Origin of the sequence: Flavobacterium sp. MMS24-S5 (assembly GCF_050320125.1) — a bacterium.
In the GTDB taxonomy this organism is placed as follows: domain Bacteria; phylum Bacteroidota; class Bacteroidia; order Flavobacteriales; family Flavobacteriaceae; genus Flavobacterium; species Flavobacterium tyrosinilyticum.
In genome coordinates, this window is sequence record NZ_CP190016.1 from 1,027,189 (window position 1) to 1,046,940 (window position 19,752).

Below are 19,752 nucleotides of genomic sequence, written 5' to 3' on the forward strand. Positions count from 1 at the left end.
TAACAATAAAAATATCGTCGTATATTGGCTTATTGAAATTTTAAACTATGAAAAAATATAACTTCCTAGCTGTCATTTTATTAGGAATCACATTGGTTGGATGTGGAGAAAAAAATAAAGGTGAAAATTCTTTATTTACTATCGATGATTCTGCTTTTCCTGCTCATCTTACACAAAAAGAAGCGCTTAATATTGGAATTTTAAACCCGAAATCAAAAGAAATTGACAGCGTTGCCTACTTCGTAAACGACCAAAGAGTTGGAGGTACAAAAGGTGCTGCAAATTTTAGATTTGAATTAATAGATCAAAAATTAGGATATCAATACCTAAAAGCTAAAGTTTATTTTGGCGGAGATTCTTCAGACGCAACTGCCAGGATTGAAGTCGTTTCAGACATTGAGCCTAAATTATTAAAATATAAAGTCGTAAATACTTTTCCTCACGACAAAAAAGCTTTTACAGAAGGTTTAGAGTTTTATAAAGATACTTTATACGAAAGCACTGGACAAGAAGGAGCTTCTTTTGTAAAAAAATACGATTACAAAACTGGAAAAGTTTACAAGCAAATTGATCTAGACCAACAGTATTTTGGAGAGGGAATTACATTTATAAATGATAAATTATTCCAACTAACGTACAAAAACAAAAAAGGTTTCATTTACGACGCAAAGACTTTAAAACTTGAAAAAACCTTTGATTATGAAAAAGATATTGAAGGTTGGGGAATGACAAATGACGGAAAGCACATTTATCAAACTGATGGAACTGAAAAAATCTGGAAAGTTGACCCTGCTACTCAAAAAATGATTGACTACATCAACGTTTATTCGGGAGAATCTAAAATTAAAGCCGTTAATGAAATTGAATGGATCAATGGGAAAATCTATGCAAATGTATGGTTCAAAGACGCTATTGCTGTAGTAAATCCAAATTCGGGAGCAGTTGAAGCCATTTTAAATTTATCTGATTTAAGAAAAACAATGACAGATATTACAAAAGATGATGTTTTAAACGGTATTGCATACAATCCTAGAACTAAAACCATTTTTGTAACGGGTAAAAACTGGAGCAAAATGTTCGAAATTACCGTTTCTGAATAAAAACAATAATATTGAATTTTTAAAATTCCTAATTCCTATCTGACACAAATTTCACGAGTTTTCACAATTCATTAGTGAAAATTCGTGAAATTTGTGTTTTATAACAATATCCACAATGACAACATTAATCATAAACATACAAGAGTTATTACAAGTTCGCGAAACTTCTATCACTAAAGTTTCGGGTGCGGAAATGGCAAAACTTCCAACAATTAAAAATGCTTTTTTGGTATTAAAAGACAATTTAATTGAAGATTTCGGTTCAATGGATAATCTTCCAGAAATCAAAGCCGACAAAACTATTGATGCAACTGGAAAAGTTGTTCTTCCGTCTTGGTGCGACAGCCACACGCATATTGTTTATGCAGGAAATCGCGAGCAGGAATTTGTTGATCGTATAAATGGTCTTTCTTACGAAGAAATAGCCAATCGCGGCGGCGGAATTTTAAATTCGGCTAAAAAACTAAACGAAACTTCTGAAGAAGAAATTTATGAGCAATCTAAAGTTCGATTAGAAGAAGTAATGCAGTTAGGAACCGGTGCTGTAGAAATTAAATCAGGTTATGGATTAACGGTTGATGGAGAATTAAAGATGCTTCGTGTAATTAAAAAATTGGCAGAAAACTACCCTATCGCCATCAAAGCGACATTTCTAGGCGCACATGCTTTTCCTTTACATTACAAAGAGGATAAAGCTGGCTATCTTGACGAAATGATTAACGAAATGCTGCCAGAAATTTCCAAAAATAAGCTTGCTGATTATGTAGATGTTTTCTGCGAAAGCGGTTATTTTTCTGTAGAAGAAACCGAAAAAATAATGGAAGCAGGTTTAGCATTTGGCTTGAAACCAAAAATCCATGTCAATCAATTTAATTCTATTGGCGGAATTCAGGCTGGCGTTAAATTTAATGCACTTTCTGTAGATCATCTTGAAATTATGAATCCAGAAGATATTGAAGCTTTAAAAGACACCGAAACAATGCCTGTTGCTTTACCTTCTTGTTCTTATTTTTTAAGCATTCCGTACACTCCTGCTCGAGAAATGATAAAAGCAGGTTTACCTTTAGCGTTAGCAACAGATTTCAACCCTGGCTCTACTCCATCAGGAAATATGAATTTTGTTGTAGCAACAGCTTGCATCAAAATGAAAATGACGCCAGAAGAAGCGATTAATGCTGCAACAATAAACGGCGCCTACGCAATGGGGCTTTCAGAAACACACGGAAGTATCACAAAAGGTAAAAAAGCCAATCTGATTCTAACAAAACCTATTTCTTCTTATTACCAAATCCCTTACGCTTTTGGAAGCAATCTTATTGAATCAGTTTTTGTTGAGGGCAAAATTTTAAAATAAATCGTTTGTCCAAATAAACAAACAGTTCAATTCAATAATTAAAATTTAATTTTATCTGCTAAAATCATTTAAATCTGCGTGAAAAAATCTAAACGTAAAATGTTTCACGCAGATTTAAAAAGATTTAGGCAGATATCTGCAGATTAAATTGAAAAAATTACCCCACATTATCCCATAAAAAAAGGCCTGTGAAAAATCACAGACCTTTAATATCTTAAGTGGTATTGTATCCCTAAGGCTCCTTATCTTAAACTAAAACTAGTTTTAGAAACTAACTCATCATTATCAAAAACATTGATAAAATAAGTTCCTTTAGCAAAATCTTTTCCTGGAAGATCTTCACTAACTTGTACAGTTTTATTTTCGTATTTCACTGTAGTTTTAAAGCTGTAAGTTAATGTGTTTTCTCCAAAACTTTCAGTTTTCTTTTCGCCTAAAACATTGTTTTTAGCGTCGATAACTTGAACATAATACGTTTTGTCTCCAGATTTTGCAATTTGATTTTCAGCAATTGTAAAACTAACTTTCAAAACATCAGCACGACTTGCTTTATCAGTTTCGATTTGTTTTCCAGAGCTTTTCAATTTGTAAGCTGAAGTTTTAGTATTTAAAACAGATAATTTAGATCCTTTTTCTACAGTTTTAGCCAATTCTTCATTTTGACCAACTAATACTTCATTATACTTTTTAGACTCTCCTAAAACTACAATAGTACTATCTCTTTGAGTTGTTAAAACACCATTCTGTTTTTTCAACTCATCGTTTTCAGCAACTAAAGTTTTCATTTTACTTTGCATTGCTTGAACTTGAGATCTGTATTTAGAAACATCTCCTTTAGACTTGTTCAAATCATCCATTAAAGCCACAACTTTGTCTCTTTCTTGGATTAATTCGTCAGACATAGAAGTGTTTTCAGCAATTGCAGCATCATAAGTCGCTTTTAACTCCTGTAAATCTTTCATTACAGACTCTTTCTCAGTCAAGGTTGTTGTAAGTTCAGTCTTAACCACCTCTGTATCAGAAGATAATTTAAAAATATACACTAAGCTACCGATCAGTAGGACTGCTAAAACTGCGATTACCGCCTTTAGACTTGAATTGTTGTTCTTTGGGTTTTCCATATTTAAATAATTTTCTTTAATAACAAATTTAAGAATTAATATAAGGTAATAACGTAAGTTTCTACAATTATATTATTTTTGGAAAATAAATTTTTTTCATGGAAAAATTAATCCCATTCACTATAAATGATTTAGCTAAAATCACAAATCACAGAAGTGGTGAAATAAAGTTCGGAGAAAAAATGATTGTCATTCCGCCAGGAATTGATAAGATTAATTTTATTAAAGAAAGTGAAGCTAAGTATGTGCTTCTAGGAATTCCCGAAGATATTGGTGTGCGCGCTAATTACGGAAGGCCTGGAGCCGCTTCTGCATGGCAATCTGCGATAAAAAGCATTGCTAATATTCAGCACAATCGTTTTTCTAAGGGGAGTAACATTATTATTTTAGGACACATTAATGTTAGTGACGAAATGCGTCAGGTTGAAAACTTAGATTTTAACGACATAGATGATCGTTCAAAATTAAGTCAGCTGGTTGAAAAAATAGACAAAGAAGTCTCTCATACTATTTTTACTATAATCAAAGCTGGAAAAACGCCAATTATTATTGGTGGAGGCCACAACAATGCTTACGGAAATATCAAAGGTGCCGCTCTTGCGAAAGGAAAACCAATAAATGCAATCAATTTTGATGCGCACTCTGATTTTAGAATTTTAGAAGGCCGCCATAGCGGAAACGGTTTTTCATACGCATATGAAGAAGGTTTCTTAAAGAAATATTTCATTTTTGGCCTTCACGAAAATTATACGTCAAAAAGCGTTTTAGATATTATAAAAAAATTGGAAGACCGCGTTCGATACAATACTTACGACAGTGTCAACATTAGAAAAGAAAAAGATTTTAATCGCGAAATGATTACCGCTTTGGATTTTATTAAAAGTGATGCTTTCGGAATTGAAATTGATCTTGATGCGATTCCAAATATTGCCAGCAGCGCCATGACTATCAGCGGTTTCTCTGTTGAAGAACTAAGACAATTTGTTTCTTTCTTTGGCGAACATAAACATGCTGCATATCTGCATATCTGCGAAGGAGCGCCAGATTTAGATAATTCTCCAAACAATAATTTAATCGGCAAATTGATTGGTTATTTAGTTACCGATTTTATCAAAGCAAACATCGAACCTGCTTGATTTTAAATATGCTATTGAGTTATGCTATAAGGCCTATTTGCCAAATAAAAGCAAATTCAAACAAACGATTGGACGAATAAACATATCTTTGCACAGCATTTTAGTTATTAAAACTGAAATACTAAATACCAAAGATATGTTATTCGAAGATCTATCACTTTCAAAAAGTATACAAAAAGCCGTATTTGAAGAAGGCTACTTAAATCCGACTCCAATTCAGGAAAAATCAATTCCGATTGTATTAGAAGGCCGTGATTTAATTGGCTGTGCGCAGACAGGAACAGGAAAAACGGCAGCATTTGCTATTCCAATCATACATCAATTACACCGAATTGTCGGTTCATCAAAAAAAGCAAAAGTGATTCGTGCGCTTGTGGTTACGCCTACTCGCGAACTAGCAGTACAGATCGGTCAAAGTTTTGACACTTATGCAAAATATACCAACTTAACACAGCTGACTATTTTCGGAGGAGTTTCTCAAAATCCGCAAGTAGATGCTTTAAAAAATGGAGTTGATATTTTAGTTGCTACTCCAGGACGTTTATTAGACCTTCATAAGCAAGGTTTTCTTGATTTAAATCATTTGCACACTTTAGTGCTAGATGAAGCCGATCAAATGTTGGATATGGGTTTTATAAACGATGTCAAAAAAATCGTAAAACTGACTCCCAAAAACAGACAAACGTTACTTTTCTCTGCAACAATGCCAATTGCAATTCGTGAACTTGCAGAAATGTTTCTTCAAGATCCAGAAAAAGTGGAAGTTTCTCCGGTTTCTTCTACAGCAGAAAATGTCGAACAGCGCATTTATTTTGTTGATAAAACAGAAAAAAGAAACTTGCTATACAATTTAATTAAAGAAGAAAATTTATCAAATGTGCTTGTTTTCTCGAGAACAAAACACGGTGCCGATAATGTGGTAAAAGCACTTCGCAAAAAAGATATTCCTGCAGAAGCTATTCATGGAGATAAATCGCAAAACGCAAGACAAAGAGTTCTAGATGCCTTCAAAAACAAAGAAGTTGGAGTTTTGGTTGCAACCGATATTGCAGCACGAGGAATTGACATCGAGCAACTGCCTTATGTAATCAATTTTGATTTACCGAATATTCCAGAAACTTACGTTCACCGAATTGGCCGTACAGGTCGTGCAGGAAATGGCGGAATCGCAATTTCTTTCTGCGGAAAAGATGAACTTCCGTATTGGAAAGACATTCAAAAATTAATAAAAGTTGATGTAAAAACGATTGCCGATCATCCGTATCAATGGCATTCTGGAAGTCCAGAAGCTGGAGAAAAACCTAAAAGCTCAAACAGAAGTGGCGGAGCTCACAAATCGAGAAAGTCAACAAACGCTAAGAAAAACAAAAAACGCTGGTACTAAACAGCGTTTTTTTCTTTTATAAGGAAATTAATTATTTTAAATAATTTAACCGGTTCAAAAGGTTTAATAATAATATCATTCATTCCAGACGAAATTGCTTCATCTGTAATTTCATCTTTATCAAAAGCCGTCAAAGCGACAATAGGAGTTTCTATACCTTGAAGACGTATTCGTTTGGTGGTTTCAAATCCGTTCATTAAAGGCATATTAATATCCATTAAAATTAGATCGAATGTATCGTTTTCTAAGGCTTTAAGAGCTGCAAAACCATCATCGACCACTTTGCAAGAATAATTGTTTTTTTCGATAATCTTTTTGGTAACTAGCTGATTAATCAAATTATCTTCAACCACTAGAATTTTGTAAACTTCACTCGAAGTCAAATCAACTTCAATCTCATCAATAATACTTTTCGTTTTGGCTAAATCATGCTCAAAAGCAATGGTAAACGAAAATGAAGTTCCTTTTCCTAAATCGCTGTCCAAAGTAATGGTGCTTCCAAAAAGCCCTAAAAGTCTTTTTACAATACTAAGCCCCAATCCTGTGCCTTGATAATCTTCGTCTTTACGGCCAACTTGAACAAATTTTTCAAAAATCTTATTCTGATCTACAGCTGCGATTCCTATTCCGTTGTCTTTTATCAAAAAATCTAAATAATGGAGCTTTCCTTCTACTTTATTCAGTTTTACTATAATTTCAACTTGTCCGTCTTTGGTAAATTTCAAGGCATTGCTGACCAAATTCATTAAAATTTGAGCCAAGCGCAATTTATCTCCAATTAAATACTCTGGAATATGAGAATCAATATCAATAGAAATGCTATTATTATTCTTCTGTGAGAGAAAAGAAAGCGAATTCTTAATTACGGTAATTTCATCAGAAATATTAAACGTCAGATTCTCCAGCACAATTTTGTTCTCTTCAATTTTATTGATCTGCAAAATATCATTTACGAGAGACAATAGATATCTTGCAGAAAATTTTAAGGAACTTAAATGCTGGCTTCTCGAAATTTCTTTATGTTCTTCGAGCAGCATATTAGTAATTCCGACCACTCCATAAAGCGGAGTGCGCAATTCGTGGCTTATAGTCGATATAAATTGCGTTTTGAGCAAGGACGCTTCTTCTGCAATTTCTTTCGCTTTAAGAAGCTCTAAATTGTGTTTTTTCTTGTATCTGATATTCTTTATCAGTGTGATAATTAAAATTAAAAGAATAAGCGAAATCAAAATAAAAAGAATCACAATGATTTTTGACTTTCTTAAACTTTGAGATTGCTCTACTTTTTCTCCCTCAACTTTATCAATCTGCCTTTTATATTCGTCCAATTCTAGACTTAGACCAGCTTGAGAAGCCTTTTTCAGTTTTTTAACATCATATAAATTATCAGAAAGATTATAATGATCAACAAGCGCTTCGTAAGCTTCTTTATGCTTATCGATTTTATTTAAGAAATGGGCATATTCTAAATATGCATGTGCCAAATCTGTTTTTTCTTGACACTTTTTTCCAGATTCAATAGCGCTCAAAAAGTAAGCATTTGCAGCCTTGTTGTCATTTTTATGGCTAGCATAAATACCGTTCAGCATATCTACTATAACTTCTGTCGATCCGTCGTTATATTTTAATTTCGTACTATTAACATATTTCAAAAAAAGATGCCCTTGATTGAAGTTTCCAATATCAAAATACGCCCAAGCAATATTGACATTGGTAAAATACACCTCTTTCAAATCATTAATTTTCAAAGCATAAGCAACTGCTTTTTTATAATTACGGATTCCTTCATCAAACTGTTTCTTTTCGAAACAATACATATTCCCTAAATTATTATAGAGAAGACATTTTATAGAATCGTTATCGGTTTTATTGGCATAATACAGCCCCTTTTTGTAGAAGAAAATCGCTTTATCAAACTCTGCCAATTCATTATAGTTGGCCGCAATAATATTGTAAGAACGAGCAGTAAGACAATAATCTTTTAGCACTGTTGCCGCATTTAAGGCAGCTCTAGAATAGATAAGTGATTTTTCGAAATTAGATTCTCTAAAATTTAAAAGTGCTTTCTTAACAGTCTTATCAATTTTAGGATCTAGATTACAATTAGATTGCGCGATTGCCGAATTGGCAAAGCAATTCAGAATCAAGAGTAAAAGTAACAAAATCCGTTTTTGGGGCATCAATCGGCTAGTTTGATCAAATATACACTTTAAAATAAAAAAAAGCTGTATTTCATAAAAAAATACAGCTTTTCAAAAATTATTTTCAACAACTAAGATAAAAAAATTAAAATCTCAGTTTCTTTATTATTCTTTATTGTTTTCCCATTGTCCAACAACAGAAGTCGCTAATGCATTTCCTAATACATTTGTTGCACTTCTAAACATGTCGCAGAAGTGGTCAATTGGAAGAATTAATGCAATTCCTTCAATCGGAATATCAAACATACCACACGTCGCCGCAACGACAACCAAACTGGCACGTGGCACACCCGCAATACCTTTACTGGTAAGCATTAAAACTAAAAGCATTGCCATTTGCGTTCCTAAATCTAAATGCACATTATAGAATTGGGCAATAAAGATGCTCGCAAAAGTCATGTACATCATACTTCCGTCAAGGTTAAAGGAATATCCAAGCGGCAGCATGAAAGAAACGATTTTATCTTTTACTCCAAAACCTTCTAATTCTTCTGTTAATTTAGGAAATACGGCTTCACTACTTGTAGTTCCAAAAGCGATTGCTAGAGGCCCTGTAATACGTCTTAGCAATTCTGTCATTCTTCCTTTTAGGAAAATATATCCTATCACAATTAAAATTGCCCAAAGCGTACCGATACCAATTAAAAACGAACCGAAAAATTTGAAGTACGTAATAACCAATTCTTCTGCATCTCGAATAGCAAACACACCTGCAATGGCTCCAAAAACTCCAATTGGAGCAAACTTCATTACATAGTTTACCATTTTCAAAACAATGTGCGATAGTTTATCAAAAGCACTAATAATTGGCTTTACTGTCGACCCTAAAGAAGCTGCTGCTAATCCGAAGAAAATAGAGAAAACTACAATCTGAAGAATTTCATTGGTAGCCATCGCTTCAACAATACTTTTTGGCACGATATGCTCAACAAAATTATCAAAAGACAGATTTTGTGTTTTACCTGTAACCTCAGAAGCTGCTGCCATATCAACGTGATCTAGTTTTAGACCAACACCTGGCTGCAAAATATTTACGTAAAACAATCCAATTAAAAGAGAAATAAATGAAGCTGTAAAAAACCACCCAATAGCTTTTCCTCCAATTCTTCCTACGGTTTTAATATCACCCAATTTCGCAATTCCTACTACCAAAGTCGTAAAAACCAATGGAGAAATAATCATTTGCACCAAACGAATAAAGACGGTTGCCAGCATTTTAATTTTACTGCTAAATGCCTGCGCTGATTCTGGCGAAATGGTGTTGTGCAATATAATTCCTAAAATGGCTCCAAGAACCATTGCAATTATAATTTGCCCTGTTAATCCCGAAAGAAATGATTGTTTTTTAGTTTCTGTAACTTCTTGCATTAATTTATTTTTTAATTATTAAAATAATAAGACCCTCACTGTCTTACCTTTTATTAATATGTTTTGTTGATTAAATAAAAATCAGCCAAAACAATTGCGGCCATCGCTTCAACAATTGGCACTGCGCGAGGCACTACACATGGATCATGACGTCCTTTTCCAGTCATTGGTGTAATGTTTCCTTTATTATCTAAAGAATCTTGAGTCTGCATAATAGTTGCAACTGGCTTAAAGGCAACTCTGAAATAAATATCCATTCCGTTGCTTATACCACCTTGAATTCCGCCTGATAAATTTGTTTTTGTAGTTCCGTCAGGATTGTATAAATCGTTATGTTCGCTTCCTTTCATTTCAGATCCAGAAAAACCGCTTCCGTATTCAAAACCTTTTACTGCATTAATAGAAAGCATTGCTTTTCCTAATTCTGCATGAAGTTTATCAAATACTGGTTCTCCTAAACCAACTGGAACATTTTGAATTACACAACTCACAACACCTCCAACAGTGTCTCCCTGTTTGCGGATCTCTCGAATATATTCTTCCATAGTCGCTGCAGATTTTTCATCTGGACAACGTACTGGATTGCTTTCAATTTTTGAAAAATCTAATTCTTGGTATGGTGTTTCTAAGTGAATTGGACCAACAGAAGAAACATAGGCATTGATTTTAATTTCTGGCAACATTTGCTTTGCAATTGCACCTGCTACTACTCTACTTGCTGTTTCTCTTGCAGAACTTCTTCCGCCACCACGATAATCGCGGAAACCATATTTCTGATCGTAAACATAATCAGCATGGCTTGGTCTGTAATTATCTTTTATATGAGAGTAATCGTCTGATTTTTGATTGGTATTTGGAATAATGAAACCGATTGGAGTTCCAGTCGTTTTTCCTTCAAATATTCCTGATAGAAACTGAACCGCATCTGGCTCTTTTCTTTGTGTTACAATTGCCGACTGACCTGGCTTTCTACGAGCCATATCTAGTTCAATTGCTTCAAAATCTAATTGTATTCCCGGAGGACATCCGTCAATAATTCCGCCTAAAGCTTCACCGTGAGATTCTCCAAATGTAGTTACTTTATATAGTGTGCCGAAGCTATTTCCTGCCATTGTGTTTTGTTTTGAGCAAATGTAAGTTTTATGAATTAAATTAAAAAATTTAAAACTGGTATTATTAACGAAACATTAAATGGGATAAAAATCACAATTTGGTAAAATTACCCTCTTTTTGGTAACCTTTTAATAAAATTAAATTTCACAAATTTTCTTTCATTTGTAAAACTTCAAATCAAGAAAAATTGAAAAAAAGAAATGTCGAATTGGTCATTCTTTCTGATGTCCATTTAGGAACTTACGGAAGTCACGCTAAAGAACTAAACAACTATCTTTCAAGCATTAAACCCAAAACTTTAGTTTTAAACGGCGATATAATTGATGCTTGGCAGTTTCGTAAATCGTATTTCCCAAAAGCACATTTACGAGTGATTCAGCGCATTATAGGAATGGCTTCTAAAGGAACAAAAGTTTACTATATTACTGGAAATCACGACGAGATCCTTCGAAAATTCAGTGATATGAACATGGGAAATTTTGCTCTAGTTGATAAATTAGTTTTAGAATTAGACGACAAAAAAGCCTGGATTTTTCACGGAGACGTGTTTGACGCCTCGGTTCAGCATTCAAAATGGATTGCAAAATTAGGCGGATTGGGTTACGATTATCTAATTCTAACAAATCGATTTGCAAATTGGTGTCTGGCAAAATTAGGACGCGAACCTTATTCTTTTTCTAAAAAAATAAAAGCCAGCGTTAAAAAAGCAGTAAAATTTATTTCTGATTTTGAAACCACAGCAACCGATCTAGCCATTGAAAAGAATTACGATTATGTTATCTGCGGACATATTCATGAACCAAAAATAATGACCAAAGAAAATAAATACGGTTCTACTTTATACCTAAATTCTGGTGATTGGGTAGAAAATCTGACTGCTTTAGAATACCATAAAAAACGCTGGAAGCTTTTCTCTTACAAGGCTAGCAACTTTGCTGAAGAAGAAAATCTTTTAGAAATGGAAGATCTTATCACATCTCAGCTCATTTCTTCAATAATCCTTAAATAAAGAGCTCAGAAGCAGTTTTTTAAGAATTTTAACGGTCGGAATTCCTAAAAATGAAAATTATATAACAATTTTCAAAAATATTATACGTTCTCTATTTGACTGATATAATACATTTGAAAAAAATTAATTAACCATTTTTATGAAAAAGATACTTTTATCTGCCCTTATGCTTCTTGGTTTAGCATTTACGGCTCAATCACAAGAAATTTCGAAACACGCTTTAGGATTACGTCTGGGAGACAACAACGGATTTGGAGGAGAAATATCTTACCAATTAGGATTAAATCAAAAAAACAGACTTGAATTCGATTTAGGATGGAGAAACAGCAGTGATGTAGACGCCATAAAAGGAGTTGCCCTTTACCAATGGGTTTGGAACATCGACGGAGGTTTTAACTGGTATGCTGGTGTCGGAGGAGGACTAGCTGCTTGGGATCACGATTACTACAACAACAATTACAGATACAGCGATAGCGGAACTTATGTTTTTGCAGCTGGAGATATCGGTATAGAATATAGATTTAAAGAAGTGCCACTTACCTTATCATTAGACGCAAGACCAGAAATTGGTTCAGGTTACTACGATGATGACAATTTTGGATTTGACGTTGGTTTAGGCGTTAAATTTAGATTCTAAATTAAAATTAAAAAATAATTGTAAGAAGAAACCTGTCGTTTAAAAGCGACAGGTTTTTTTTTATTTTTTTGTTTGAGACTGTATCGAAGAGTTCTAGCCTAAAAAAAGGCTTCGACTCCGCTCAGCCTGACAAACTTTGAAATCGCTTCCTAAGAAACAATCAATGTCAGGCTGAGCGGAGTCGAAGCCCAGACCTTACATATTTTACTTAATAATAATCTCTTTTTTAGAATGAATTTTCACCACCGTATAAGGATATGAAATCACCTGCATAGTCATGGCATCTTTTGCTGGACTATTTTCTTTTACAGTGATAATGATATTTTTATCTGTTTCTTCTACTTTTTCAACATCAATAGAATAACCGCTTGTATTTTTTTCGCCCATATTTAGAATCACATAATTGTAATCCTGAATATCGGGATCCTTCATCTTATGCGCCAAAAGCGGATCATTTTCAAGCATTTTGATTTCATTTGGCTCGGTCAAAATTTCAAAAAACTTAATATTTCCACCGCCATCAGATTGAGTTGTTAAAACTTCGTACAATGCAGTATTTGAACTACCAACTTTCTTCACTCCACACGAAATCAAAACAAAAATCGCTAAAACAGAAATTACTTTTTTCATCTTATTCTTTTAAATTAGTGCTTCTCCAATTTGTAATCATCAACTGCTTTCTGATATAAAGCTTCATATTTAGGCAAAATGTTTTTAATGTCAAATTTTCTAGCCACTTCTAGAGCATTTGCCTTAAACTGACTTAAAACCGCATCGTCTTTTAAAATCTTCAATGCATTTTGTGCCATTTCCTCAACGTTTCCGACATTGCTTAAGTATCCAGAAAAACCATCAAAATTTACTTCAGGCAAACCTCCAGAATTACTTGAAATTACCGGAACACCACACGCCATTGCTTCTAATGCCGCCAAACCAAAACTTTCAGTTTCTGAAGGCAGTAAAAACAAATCGGTCATGCATAAGATTTTATCAATTTCATGGCTATTCCCAAAGAAAATCACTTTGTCTAAAATCCCCAATTCCTGACATAAAATCTCAGCTTTTTCCTTCTCAGGGCCATCTCCAACCATCATCAATTTAGCTGGAATTTCTTTCTGAACGTTATAGAAAATCTTAATAATATCTGGAATACGTTTTACTTTTCTAAAGTTACTAATATGAGTAATAATACGCTCATTCTCATTCGCCATTACATAACGGTGACAAGGCGCGTTTGGATCTTTTTTGACTTTGTCCAATTCAATAAAATTCGGAATTACCTTAATTTTATTTTTGATTTTGAACAATTTCAACGTATCATCTTTCAAACTCTGCGAAACCGAAGTCACATAATCTGATTTATTAATACTGAAAGTCACCGCAGGCTTATAAAAAGGATGATTTCCAACAAGCGTAATATCGGTACCGTGAAGTGTTGTAATCATGGGTAGATTAATCCCTTCGTTCTTAAGCATTTGTTTTGCCATATAACCTGCATAAGCATGCGGAATGGCATAATGCACGTGCAGAAGCTCAATTTTGTACAATTTCACCATATCAACCAATTTACTAGACAAAGCTAATTCGTAGGGCTGATAATGAAACAAAGGATATTCAGGAACGTTTACTTCGTGATAATGAACATTCGGATTCAAAAGTGCCAATCTCACTGGCTGACTATATGTAATAAAATGTATTTCGTGTCCTCTTCTGGCCAATTCGAGACCTAACTCAGTAGCTACTACACCACTACCTCCAAAAGTAGGATAACAGACGATTGCTATTTTCATGTATAAAATTTAATTCTACGAAAATACTCAAAAATAGCGTTTAATTAACCGTTTAAATTGTTAGATTTTTGACAAAATTAGATTAATACTGGTTGATAAATATTTTTAGGAGCAGAACAATATTATTCAAAACCACTTGCAGTCCCGCTGTCCGCTAAATTCCCGATCAACAAAAACTACGGCTGAAAAGCCTTGTTTTTCTAAATCGGGAGATACCGCTCCCATCGGGGCTAGATTAGAAGTTTTCTTTTTCATAAGAACCTTTCTTCACCAACTTTGTCAAAGTTTAAAACTTTGACAAAGTTCTTACTTACAAAGATTGCGCAACGAAACCCGACAGGTTTTAAAAACCTGTCGGGTTTAATTCGTAAACATTATTACCCCAACTTTGACAAAGTTCTTTAAACAACTAATCCTAACAGGTTTTAAAAACCTGTTAGGATTCAAACTTGAGACGTGAAACCATAAAAAAAGGCACAAAATCTAAATTTTGTGCCTTATAATATATTTTAAATATTCTTAGAAAAATCTGCTGTGCCAGCTATCGGCAGCAGGAACTTCCCAAGACTCGTTGAATTCTTCGATATTGTTTACCAAATTATTGAAAACAATTGTATTCTCAGAAACTGATTTATCTTTTACCATTTTCTTGAAATCAATTAATGGTTTATGTGCAATATGTTCTCCAATTTTAAAAGTAACATTCATTTTATCCAATAAATCAACGTTGTACTTTTTCTCTAGACTTTGAATAAATTCAACAGAACTATCAATAGAACAACCTGTAGCGGCTTGGACATCTTGATTTACTGCCAATATTATAAATCGGTTGTATTTTAATAAAAACGAAGCTTCTAGACTTGTGCCGTGTGCAGCCCATTGTTCTACAAAAGCTTTTAAATCTGTTTCGATTTCAGAAAACTCTTCCTCAGAAAATTTTCTGTTCGACTGGTAAATCCAAACTCTAGATTCACCTGGTAAATTTTCAAAAGGTATATACATTTTTAATTTTAGATTTTAGATTGTTGATTTTAGATTTTAAGATTTAGTCTTAGAACCCTAGCATCTTAGTAACTTAGAACCTCAGACTACAAATCTTGCGCATTTGCAATTAACTCAGCAACGTCCATAACTTTTACCTCACCCTCTTTATGAGCATGTTTAATTCCATCCGTTAACATTGTATTACAGAACGGACAACCCGCAGCAATAATGTCTGGTTTTACTTCTAATGCATCTTCTGTTCGAAGAACATTTACTTCTTTGTTTCCAGGTTCAGCATCTTTAAACATTTGTGCCCCACCTGCTCCACAGCATAATCCATTTGCTTTAGAACGTTTCATTTCAACTAATTCTACGTCCAATTTCTGAATTAAATCTCTCGGTGCTTCGTAAACTTTATTGGCTCTACCTAAATAACAAGGATCGTGGAACGTAATTTTTTTACCTTTAAATTGTCCGCCTTCAACAGTTAATCTTCCGTCATCAATTAATGATTTTAAGAATTCTGTGTGATGAATAACTTCGTAATTACCACCTAATTCCGGATATTCATTTTTCAATGTATTAAAACAATGCGGACAAGCTGTAACGATTTTTTTAGCTTCATAAGCATTCAAAACCTCGATATTCATCATGGCTTGCATTTGAAACAAAAATTCATTTCCAGCTCTTTTTGCAGGATCTCCAGTACAACTCTCTTCTGTACCTAAAACTGCAAAAGAAACATTGGTACGATTTAAGATTCGTACAAATGCTTTAGTAATTTTTTTTGCTCTATCATCAAAACTTCCTGCGCAACCTACCCAAAACAAAACCTCTGGCTGTTTTCCTTCGGCAAGCATTTCTGCCATTGTTGGTACTACTAAATTTTCTGACATTTCTCTCACTTTTGTTTAATCGGTTAATCGTAAAATTGTTTAATCGCTAAAAGCGAAATGACAATTCTGTAAAACCGAAATATTATTTTAAAATCCATTAAACGGTTAAAGAACTAACCGATTAAACAATAAATCTTAATTCTCGTTTTTCCAATTTAAACGGTCTTGCTGACTGTACTGCCACGGTGCACCGTTATTTTCAATATTAGTCATCATTGCATTTAATGACATTGGAGCAGCACTTTGTTCCATCACCAAATAACGACGCATATCCATAATAATAGACAACGGACTAATATTTACAGGACATTCCTCAACACAAGCATTACAAGAAGTACAAGCCCATAATTCTTCTGGCGTGATATAATCGTTTAATAATGTTTTGTTATCTGGAACAAAGACACCTTTATTAGCATCAATATTTTTACCAACTTCAGTCAAACGATCTCTTGTATCCATCATAATTTTACGTGGAGACAATTTTTTACCGGTTTGATTTGCAGGACAAGAAGAAGTACAACGTCCGCATTCTGTACAGGTATAAGCATTTAACAACTGAACCCAGTTTAAATCCTGAACGTCGCTTGCACCAAATTTACTCAGAGCAGCATTTTCATCAACCGGAGCTGCCGCAAACGGATCAGCATTTGGATCCATCATTAATTTTACCTCTTTTGTAACAGAAGCTAAATTATCAAATTGTCCTTCTGGTTTTAAGTTTGCAAAATACGTATTCGGGAAAGCCAAAAGAATATGCAAGTGTTTTGAAAAGTATAAATAGTTCATAAAAACTAAAATACCTGCAATATGCAACCACCAGAAAACTTCAAATAACAACCCAACTGTTTCATTAGATGTACCATTAAAAATTGGCGCAATAAATTGACTTATTGGGTAACTTCCTGCTTTATGAAAATGAGAATATCCGCCTGGAACATTCTGCAAATGCAAATCTGAAGCATTCATCAATAAAAACAGAATCATTAAAACTGTTTCAAAATACAGAATGTAATTGGCATCACTTTTTGGAAATCCATTCAAATCAGAATTGATAAAACGTTTCAAACGAATTACATTTCTTCTAATCCAGAATGTAACTACAGCAAAAATTACAAGTATTGCCAATATTTCAAATGCAGCAATTAAAACATCATAGACCACACCTAAATAAGGCGCAAAAACTCTATGTGTTCCAAAAAGTCCATCAATAATAATCTCTAATAATTCGATATTAATTATTATGAAACCTACATATACAAAAATATGAAGGATTCCTGCAACAGGGCGTCTCACCATTTTTGATTGCCCAAGAGCAATCAATGCCATGTTTTTCCAACGAGCTTTAGGATTATCTTTTCGATCTACATCGACTCCCAAATTAATATTTCGGATGATTTTTTTTACGCTCGCTGCAAAAAAACCGAAACCTACTATAAGAAGTACTGCGAATAAAATATTATCTAAATAACTCATTTATAATTATTTTTTATCTGTTGAGTTTGTTTCTTCTGTTGGTGCTACGTATGGTTTATTTTTCTTTCCAAAAAGAGAAACATTTACGTAACGAGTTGGATAAAGACGAAGATCTTGCAATAACAATTCAAGCTCTTTTGAAGTTTTAGTCAGGTTATTATACAAAGCCTCATCGTTAAGTATTTTTCCTGCTGTACCTTTTCCAGAATTCAAGTTGTTCATTAAAACATCAACTTTAGCTAAAGTTTGGTTCAAATTGCGAACTGTTTTACCTAAATCTGCTTTATTTAATGAATCTGAAATCTTATTGAAGTTACCAGACATTTTATTGAAGTTTGTAACCATTCCATTAATCTGTCCTTTATTTGTATCCAAGATATTGTTAAGACTTCCAGATGCTTTATGAAATTGTTGCATTGTCTGACTTAATTCAGCAATTGTTTTCTTTAGATTTTCTTGAGTATTTTTATCTAAAGTATTGTTTAATCCGGTAACCAAATTATCAATATTCAAAAGCATTTTATCAAGCTTTTGCTGAATTGGTTCAATTTTTCCTCCTAATGACTCTGTCAAACCTAATTCGACAGTAGAAGTTAATTTCTGTCCGTCTTCAGCTAATTCTTTATCAGCAAAATTCGGAATGATTTTAATTTGTTTTCCTGCAATTAAACTTGGAGAATAAATTGCCGCTGTACTGCTTTTCGTAATTGGGAAATCTGTTTTAAGCTGAAGTTCAACCAGTAATTTACCCGTTACTTCATCAATTGTAATTTTACTTACTTTACCAATTGCAAGTCCATTTAGTGTTACTGGAGCTGATGGTGATAAATCCTCAACATTATCATATTCAGCGTATAAGACAGTATAATTAGTAAAAAGATCTCTACCTTTTAAAAAACTATATCCCCAGATAAATAATAAAATAGATACGATGACTAAAATAGCCGTTTTAATTTCTCTTGTTAGTTTCAAAATTCTAAGTGTTTGTACAAAATTAATATAAATATTCGAACTTGCGCTTATTATTTAATCGCGTCCTGAATACTGATTTTTTCTCCATCTTTAGTTGCTACTAAAAATGCGGCGCCATATCCTTTACCTTTAGCTTCTTGCAGATATTTTTGAGCTGTTTCGTAACTTGGAGTTTCTTCGTAGAAATATTTGTAAATATTATTTTCGTACACCATTGTTACATTTTTCAATCCTTTAAAATTTTTAGGCTCTAAAGGTGTTTTTTTAATACTTGCAATAAGCTGTACTTTAAAAAATGTTCCTTTTGGAGCATTCTTCGCTACAGCAACTGGAGTAGTTGTTTTTGGTTTTGCAGGCGTAGTATCTCTTACTGGCCGACTCTCAGTAGCTTCCGCTCCTGTCCCAAAATATTCACGTTTATAACTTAGAATAGCTTCTGCAATTGCTCTTGCAATATCGTCTTGGCCTTCTTCAGAATTCAGGATATTACCTTCTGTTGGGTTCGATACAAATCCTGTTTCAACCAAAACTCTAGGCATATAAGCTTTATGAAGTACCATAAAAGGAGCTTGCTTCACTCCTCCGTGACGAAGTTTTTTTCCTAATTTCTCAAAATTTTCCTCGATTTTAGTCGCAAGCGTAATGCTATTGTCTAAATATTCTTCCTGCATCAAAGTCATACCAATCATCGACTCTGGAGAATTTGGGTCGAAACCTTCATATTTACGTTTATAGTCTTTCTCTAATGTAATTACAGAGTTCTCTTTTTTCGCCGCTTCAAGGTTTGATGCTACTTTACTTAAACCCATTACATAAGTTTCTGTACCGTCGGCAGCCGTATTTTTATTTGCATTACAGTGAATAGAAACAAAAATGTTTGAATTTGCACGGTTAGCAATATTAGCTCTTTCAACTAAATCTATAAAAACATCTGTTTTACGAGTATAAATTACATTAACATTAGGATTAAGCTCTAAAATCTTCCCCACTTTCAAAACAATAGCTAAAGCAATATTCTTTTCAATTCGTCCGCTATAAACCGCTCCAAAGTCATGATCTCCATGGCCCGCGTCAAGTGTTACCTTAAACACATTTGACTGACTCTGAGCATAAAAGGACGATATTATTAGAAATAAAGTAAATATTACCTTAAATTTGTTAATTCTATTCATAAATCTAAAAGTTAATTTTAATAAAATGCAGCTGTTATAATT

The 19,752-nt window shown here is 33.5% G+C and carries 17 protein-coding genes; 6 read left to right on the forward strand and 11 right to left on the reverse strand.

All coding sequences use genetic code 11. The features are described 5' to 3' along the window. Positions 1-47: 47 nt before the first annotated feature. Together ACPWTF_RS04390 and hutI are read left to right on the forward strand one after the other, a co-directional pair. The gene (locus tag ACPWTF_RS04390) at positions 48-1,100 is read left to right on the forward strand and encodes a glutaminyl-peptide cyclotransferase (RefSeq protein ID WP_250836725.1); all 1,053 of its coding nucleotides are present in this window, start codon (positions 48-50) and stop codon (positions 1,098-1,100) included. Between the two features lie 115 nt (positions 1,101-1,215). Then, positions 1,216-2,454 (forward strand): imidazolonepropionase, encoded by a 1,239-nt coding sequence (gene hutI, locus ACPWTF_RS04395; RefSeq protein ID WP_427874575.1) that lies wholly within the window; start codon positions 1,216-1,218, stop codon positions 2,452-2,454. Positions 2,455-2,696: 242 nt separating this feature from the next. On the opposite strand, the gene ACPWTF_RS04400 is transcribed toward hutI, so the two are convergent. Further along, positions 2,697-3,575 carry a hypothetical protein gene (locus ACPWTF_RS04400; RefSeq protein ID WP_095930515.1) on the reverse strand — a complete coding sequence of 293 codons (879 nt, stop codon included), beginning with the start codon at positions 3,573-3,575 and terminating at the stop codon, positions 2,697-2,699. A gap of 98 nt (positions 3,576-3,673) precedes the next feature. Here ACPWTF_RS04400 and ACPWTF_RS04405 point away from each other — a divergent pair, with 98 nt between their 5' ends. Both ACPWTF_RS04405 and ACPWTF_RS04410 read left to right on the forward strand, forming a co-directional pair. Continuing rightward, positions 3,674-4,711 carry a formimidoylglutamase gene (locus ACPWTF_RS04405; protein ID WP_250836727.1) on the forward strand — a complete coding sequence of 346 codons (1,038 nt, stop codon included), beginning with the start codon at positions 3,674-3,676 and terminating at the stop codon, positions 4,709-4,711. Positions 4,712-4,847: 136 nt separating this feature from the next. Further along, positions 4,848-6,095, forward strand: a complete 1,248-nt coding sequence (locus ACPWTF_RS04410; RefSeq protein WP_250836728.1) for a DEAD/DEAH box helicase — start codon at positions 4,848-4,850, stop codon at positions 6,093-6,095. On the opposite strand, the gene ACPWTF_RS04415 is transcribed toward ACPWTF_RS04410, so the two are convergent. The 3 genes from ACPWTF_RS04415 to aroC all read right to left on the reverse strand — a co-directional run bounded on the left by ACPWTF_RS04415 (position 6,092) and on the right by aroC (position 10,776). Continuing rightward, positions 6,092-8,257: a response regulator gene (locus ACPWTF_RS04415; protein ID WP_379795399.1), complete on the reverse strand. Its 2,166-nt coding sequence runs from the start codon at positions 8,255-8,257 to the stop codon at positions 6,092-6,094. The two genes, ACPWTF_RS04410 and ACPWTF_RS04415, sit on opposite strands and share 4 nt — an antisense overlap. 144 nt (positions 8,258-8,401) lie before the next feature. Then, entirely contained in the window at positions 8,402-9,664 is a 1,263-nt protein-coding gene (locus ACPWTF_RS04420; protein ID WP_427874576.1) for a dicarboxylate/amino acid:cation symporter, read from the reverse strand. 53 nt (positions 9,665-9,717) lie between these two features. Next, entirely contained in the window at positions 9,718-10,776 is a 1,059-nt protein-coding gene (aroC, locus tag ACPWTF_RS04425) for a chorismate synthase (RefSeq protein WP_250836731.1), read from the reverse strand. A 188-nt stretch (positions 10,777-10,964) separates the two neighbouring features. On the opposite strand from aroC, the gene ACPWTF_RS04430 reads away from it, so the two are divergent. Next, positions 10,965-11,786 (forward strand): UDP-2,3-diacylglucosamine diphosphatase, encoded by an 822-nt coding sequence (locus ACPWTF_RS04430; protein WP_427874577.1) that lies wholly within the window; start codon positions 10,965-10,967, stop codon positions 11,784-11,786. Positions 11,787-11,925: 139 nt separating this feature from the next. Continuing rightward, complete coding sequence (locus ACPWTF_RS04435; RefSeq protein ID WP_095930509.1) at positions 11,926-12,423, forward strand: hypothetical protein; 498 nt, start codon at positions 11,926-11,928, stop codon at positions 12,421-12,423. A 204-nt stretch (positions 12,424-12,627) separates the two neighbouring features. Here ACPWTF_RS04435 and ACPWTF_RS04440 read toward each other — a convergent pair whose 3' ends face one another. The 7 genes from ACPWTF_RS04440 to ACPWTF_RS04470 form a co-directional block, all read right to left on the reverse strand. Then, a complete protein-coding gene (locus ACPWTF_RS04440) occupies positions 12,628-13,053 on the reverse strand; it encodes a protease complex subunit PrcB family protein (RefSeq protein ID WP_427874578.1) in 426 nt (141 codons plus the stop codon). A gap of 14 nt (positions 13,054-13,067) precedes the next feature. Continuing rightward, positions 13,068-14,213, reverse strand: a complete 1,146-nt coding sequence (gene bshA / locus ACPWTF_RS04445; protein WP_095930507.1) for an N-acetyl-alpha-D-glucosaminyl L-malate synthase BshA — start codon at positions 14,211-14,213, stop codon at positions 13,068-13,070. A gap of 519 nt (positions 14,214-14,732) precedes the next feature. Then, on the reverse strand, positions 14,733-15,215 hold the full coding sequence (locus ACPWTF_RS04450; RefSeq protein ID WP_427874579.1) for an ABC transporter ATPase: 483 nt from the start codon (positions 15,213-15,215) through the stop codon (positions 14,733-14,735). Positions 15,216-15,301: 86 nt separating this feature from the next. Then, entirely contained in the window at positions 15,302-16,093 is a 792-nt protein-coding gene (locus tag ACPWTF_RS04455; protein WP_250836736.1) for a (Fe-S)-binding protein, read from the reverse strand. A 135-nt stretch (positions 16,094-16,228) separates the two neighbouring features. Then, positions 16,229-17,566, reverse strand: a complete 1,338-nt coding sequence (locus tag ACPWTF_RS04460; RefSeq protein ID WP_427874580.1) for a 4Fe-4S dicluster domain-containing protein — start codon at positions 17,564-17,566, stop codon at positions 16,229-16,231. Between the two features lie 6 nt (positions 17,567-17,572). Continuing rightward, complete coding sequence (locus tag ACPWTF_RS04465) at positions 17,573-18,538, reverse strand: MlaD family protein (RefSeq protein WP_095930503.1); 966 nt, start codon at positions 18,536-18,538, stop codon at positions 17,573-17,575. A gap of 50 nt (positions 18,539-18,588) precedes the next feature. Next, on the reverse strand, positions 18,589-19,710 hold the full coding sequence (locus ACPWTF_RS04470; protein WP_427874581.1) for an N-acetylmuramoyl-L-alanine amidase family protein: 1,122 nt from the start codon (positions 19,708-19,710) through the stop codon (positions 18,589-18,591). Positions 19,711-19,752 lie beyond the last annotated feature (42 nt).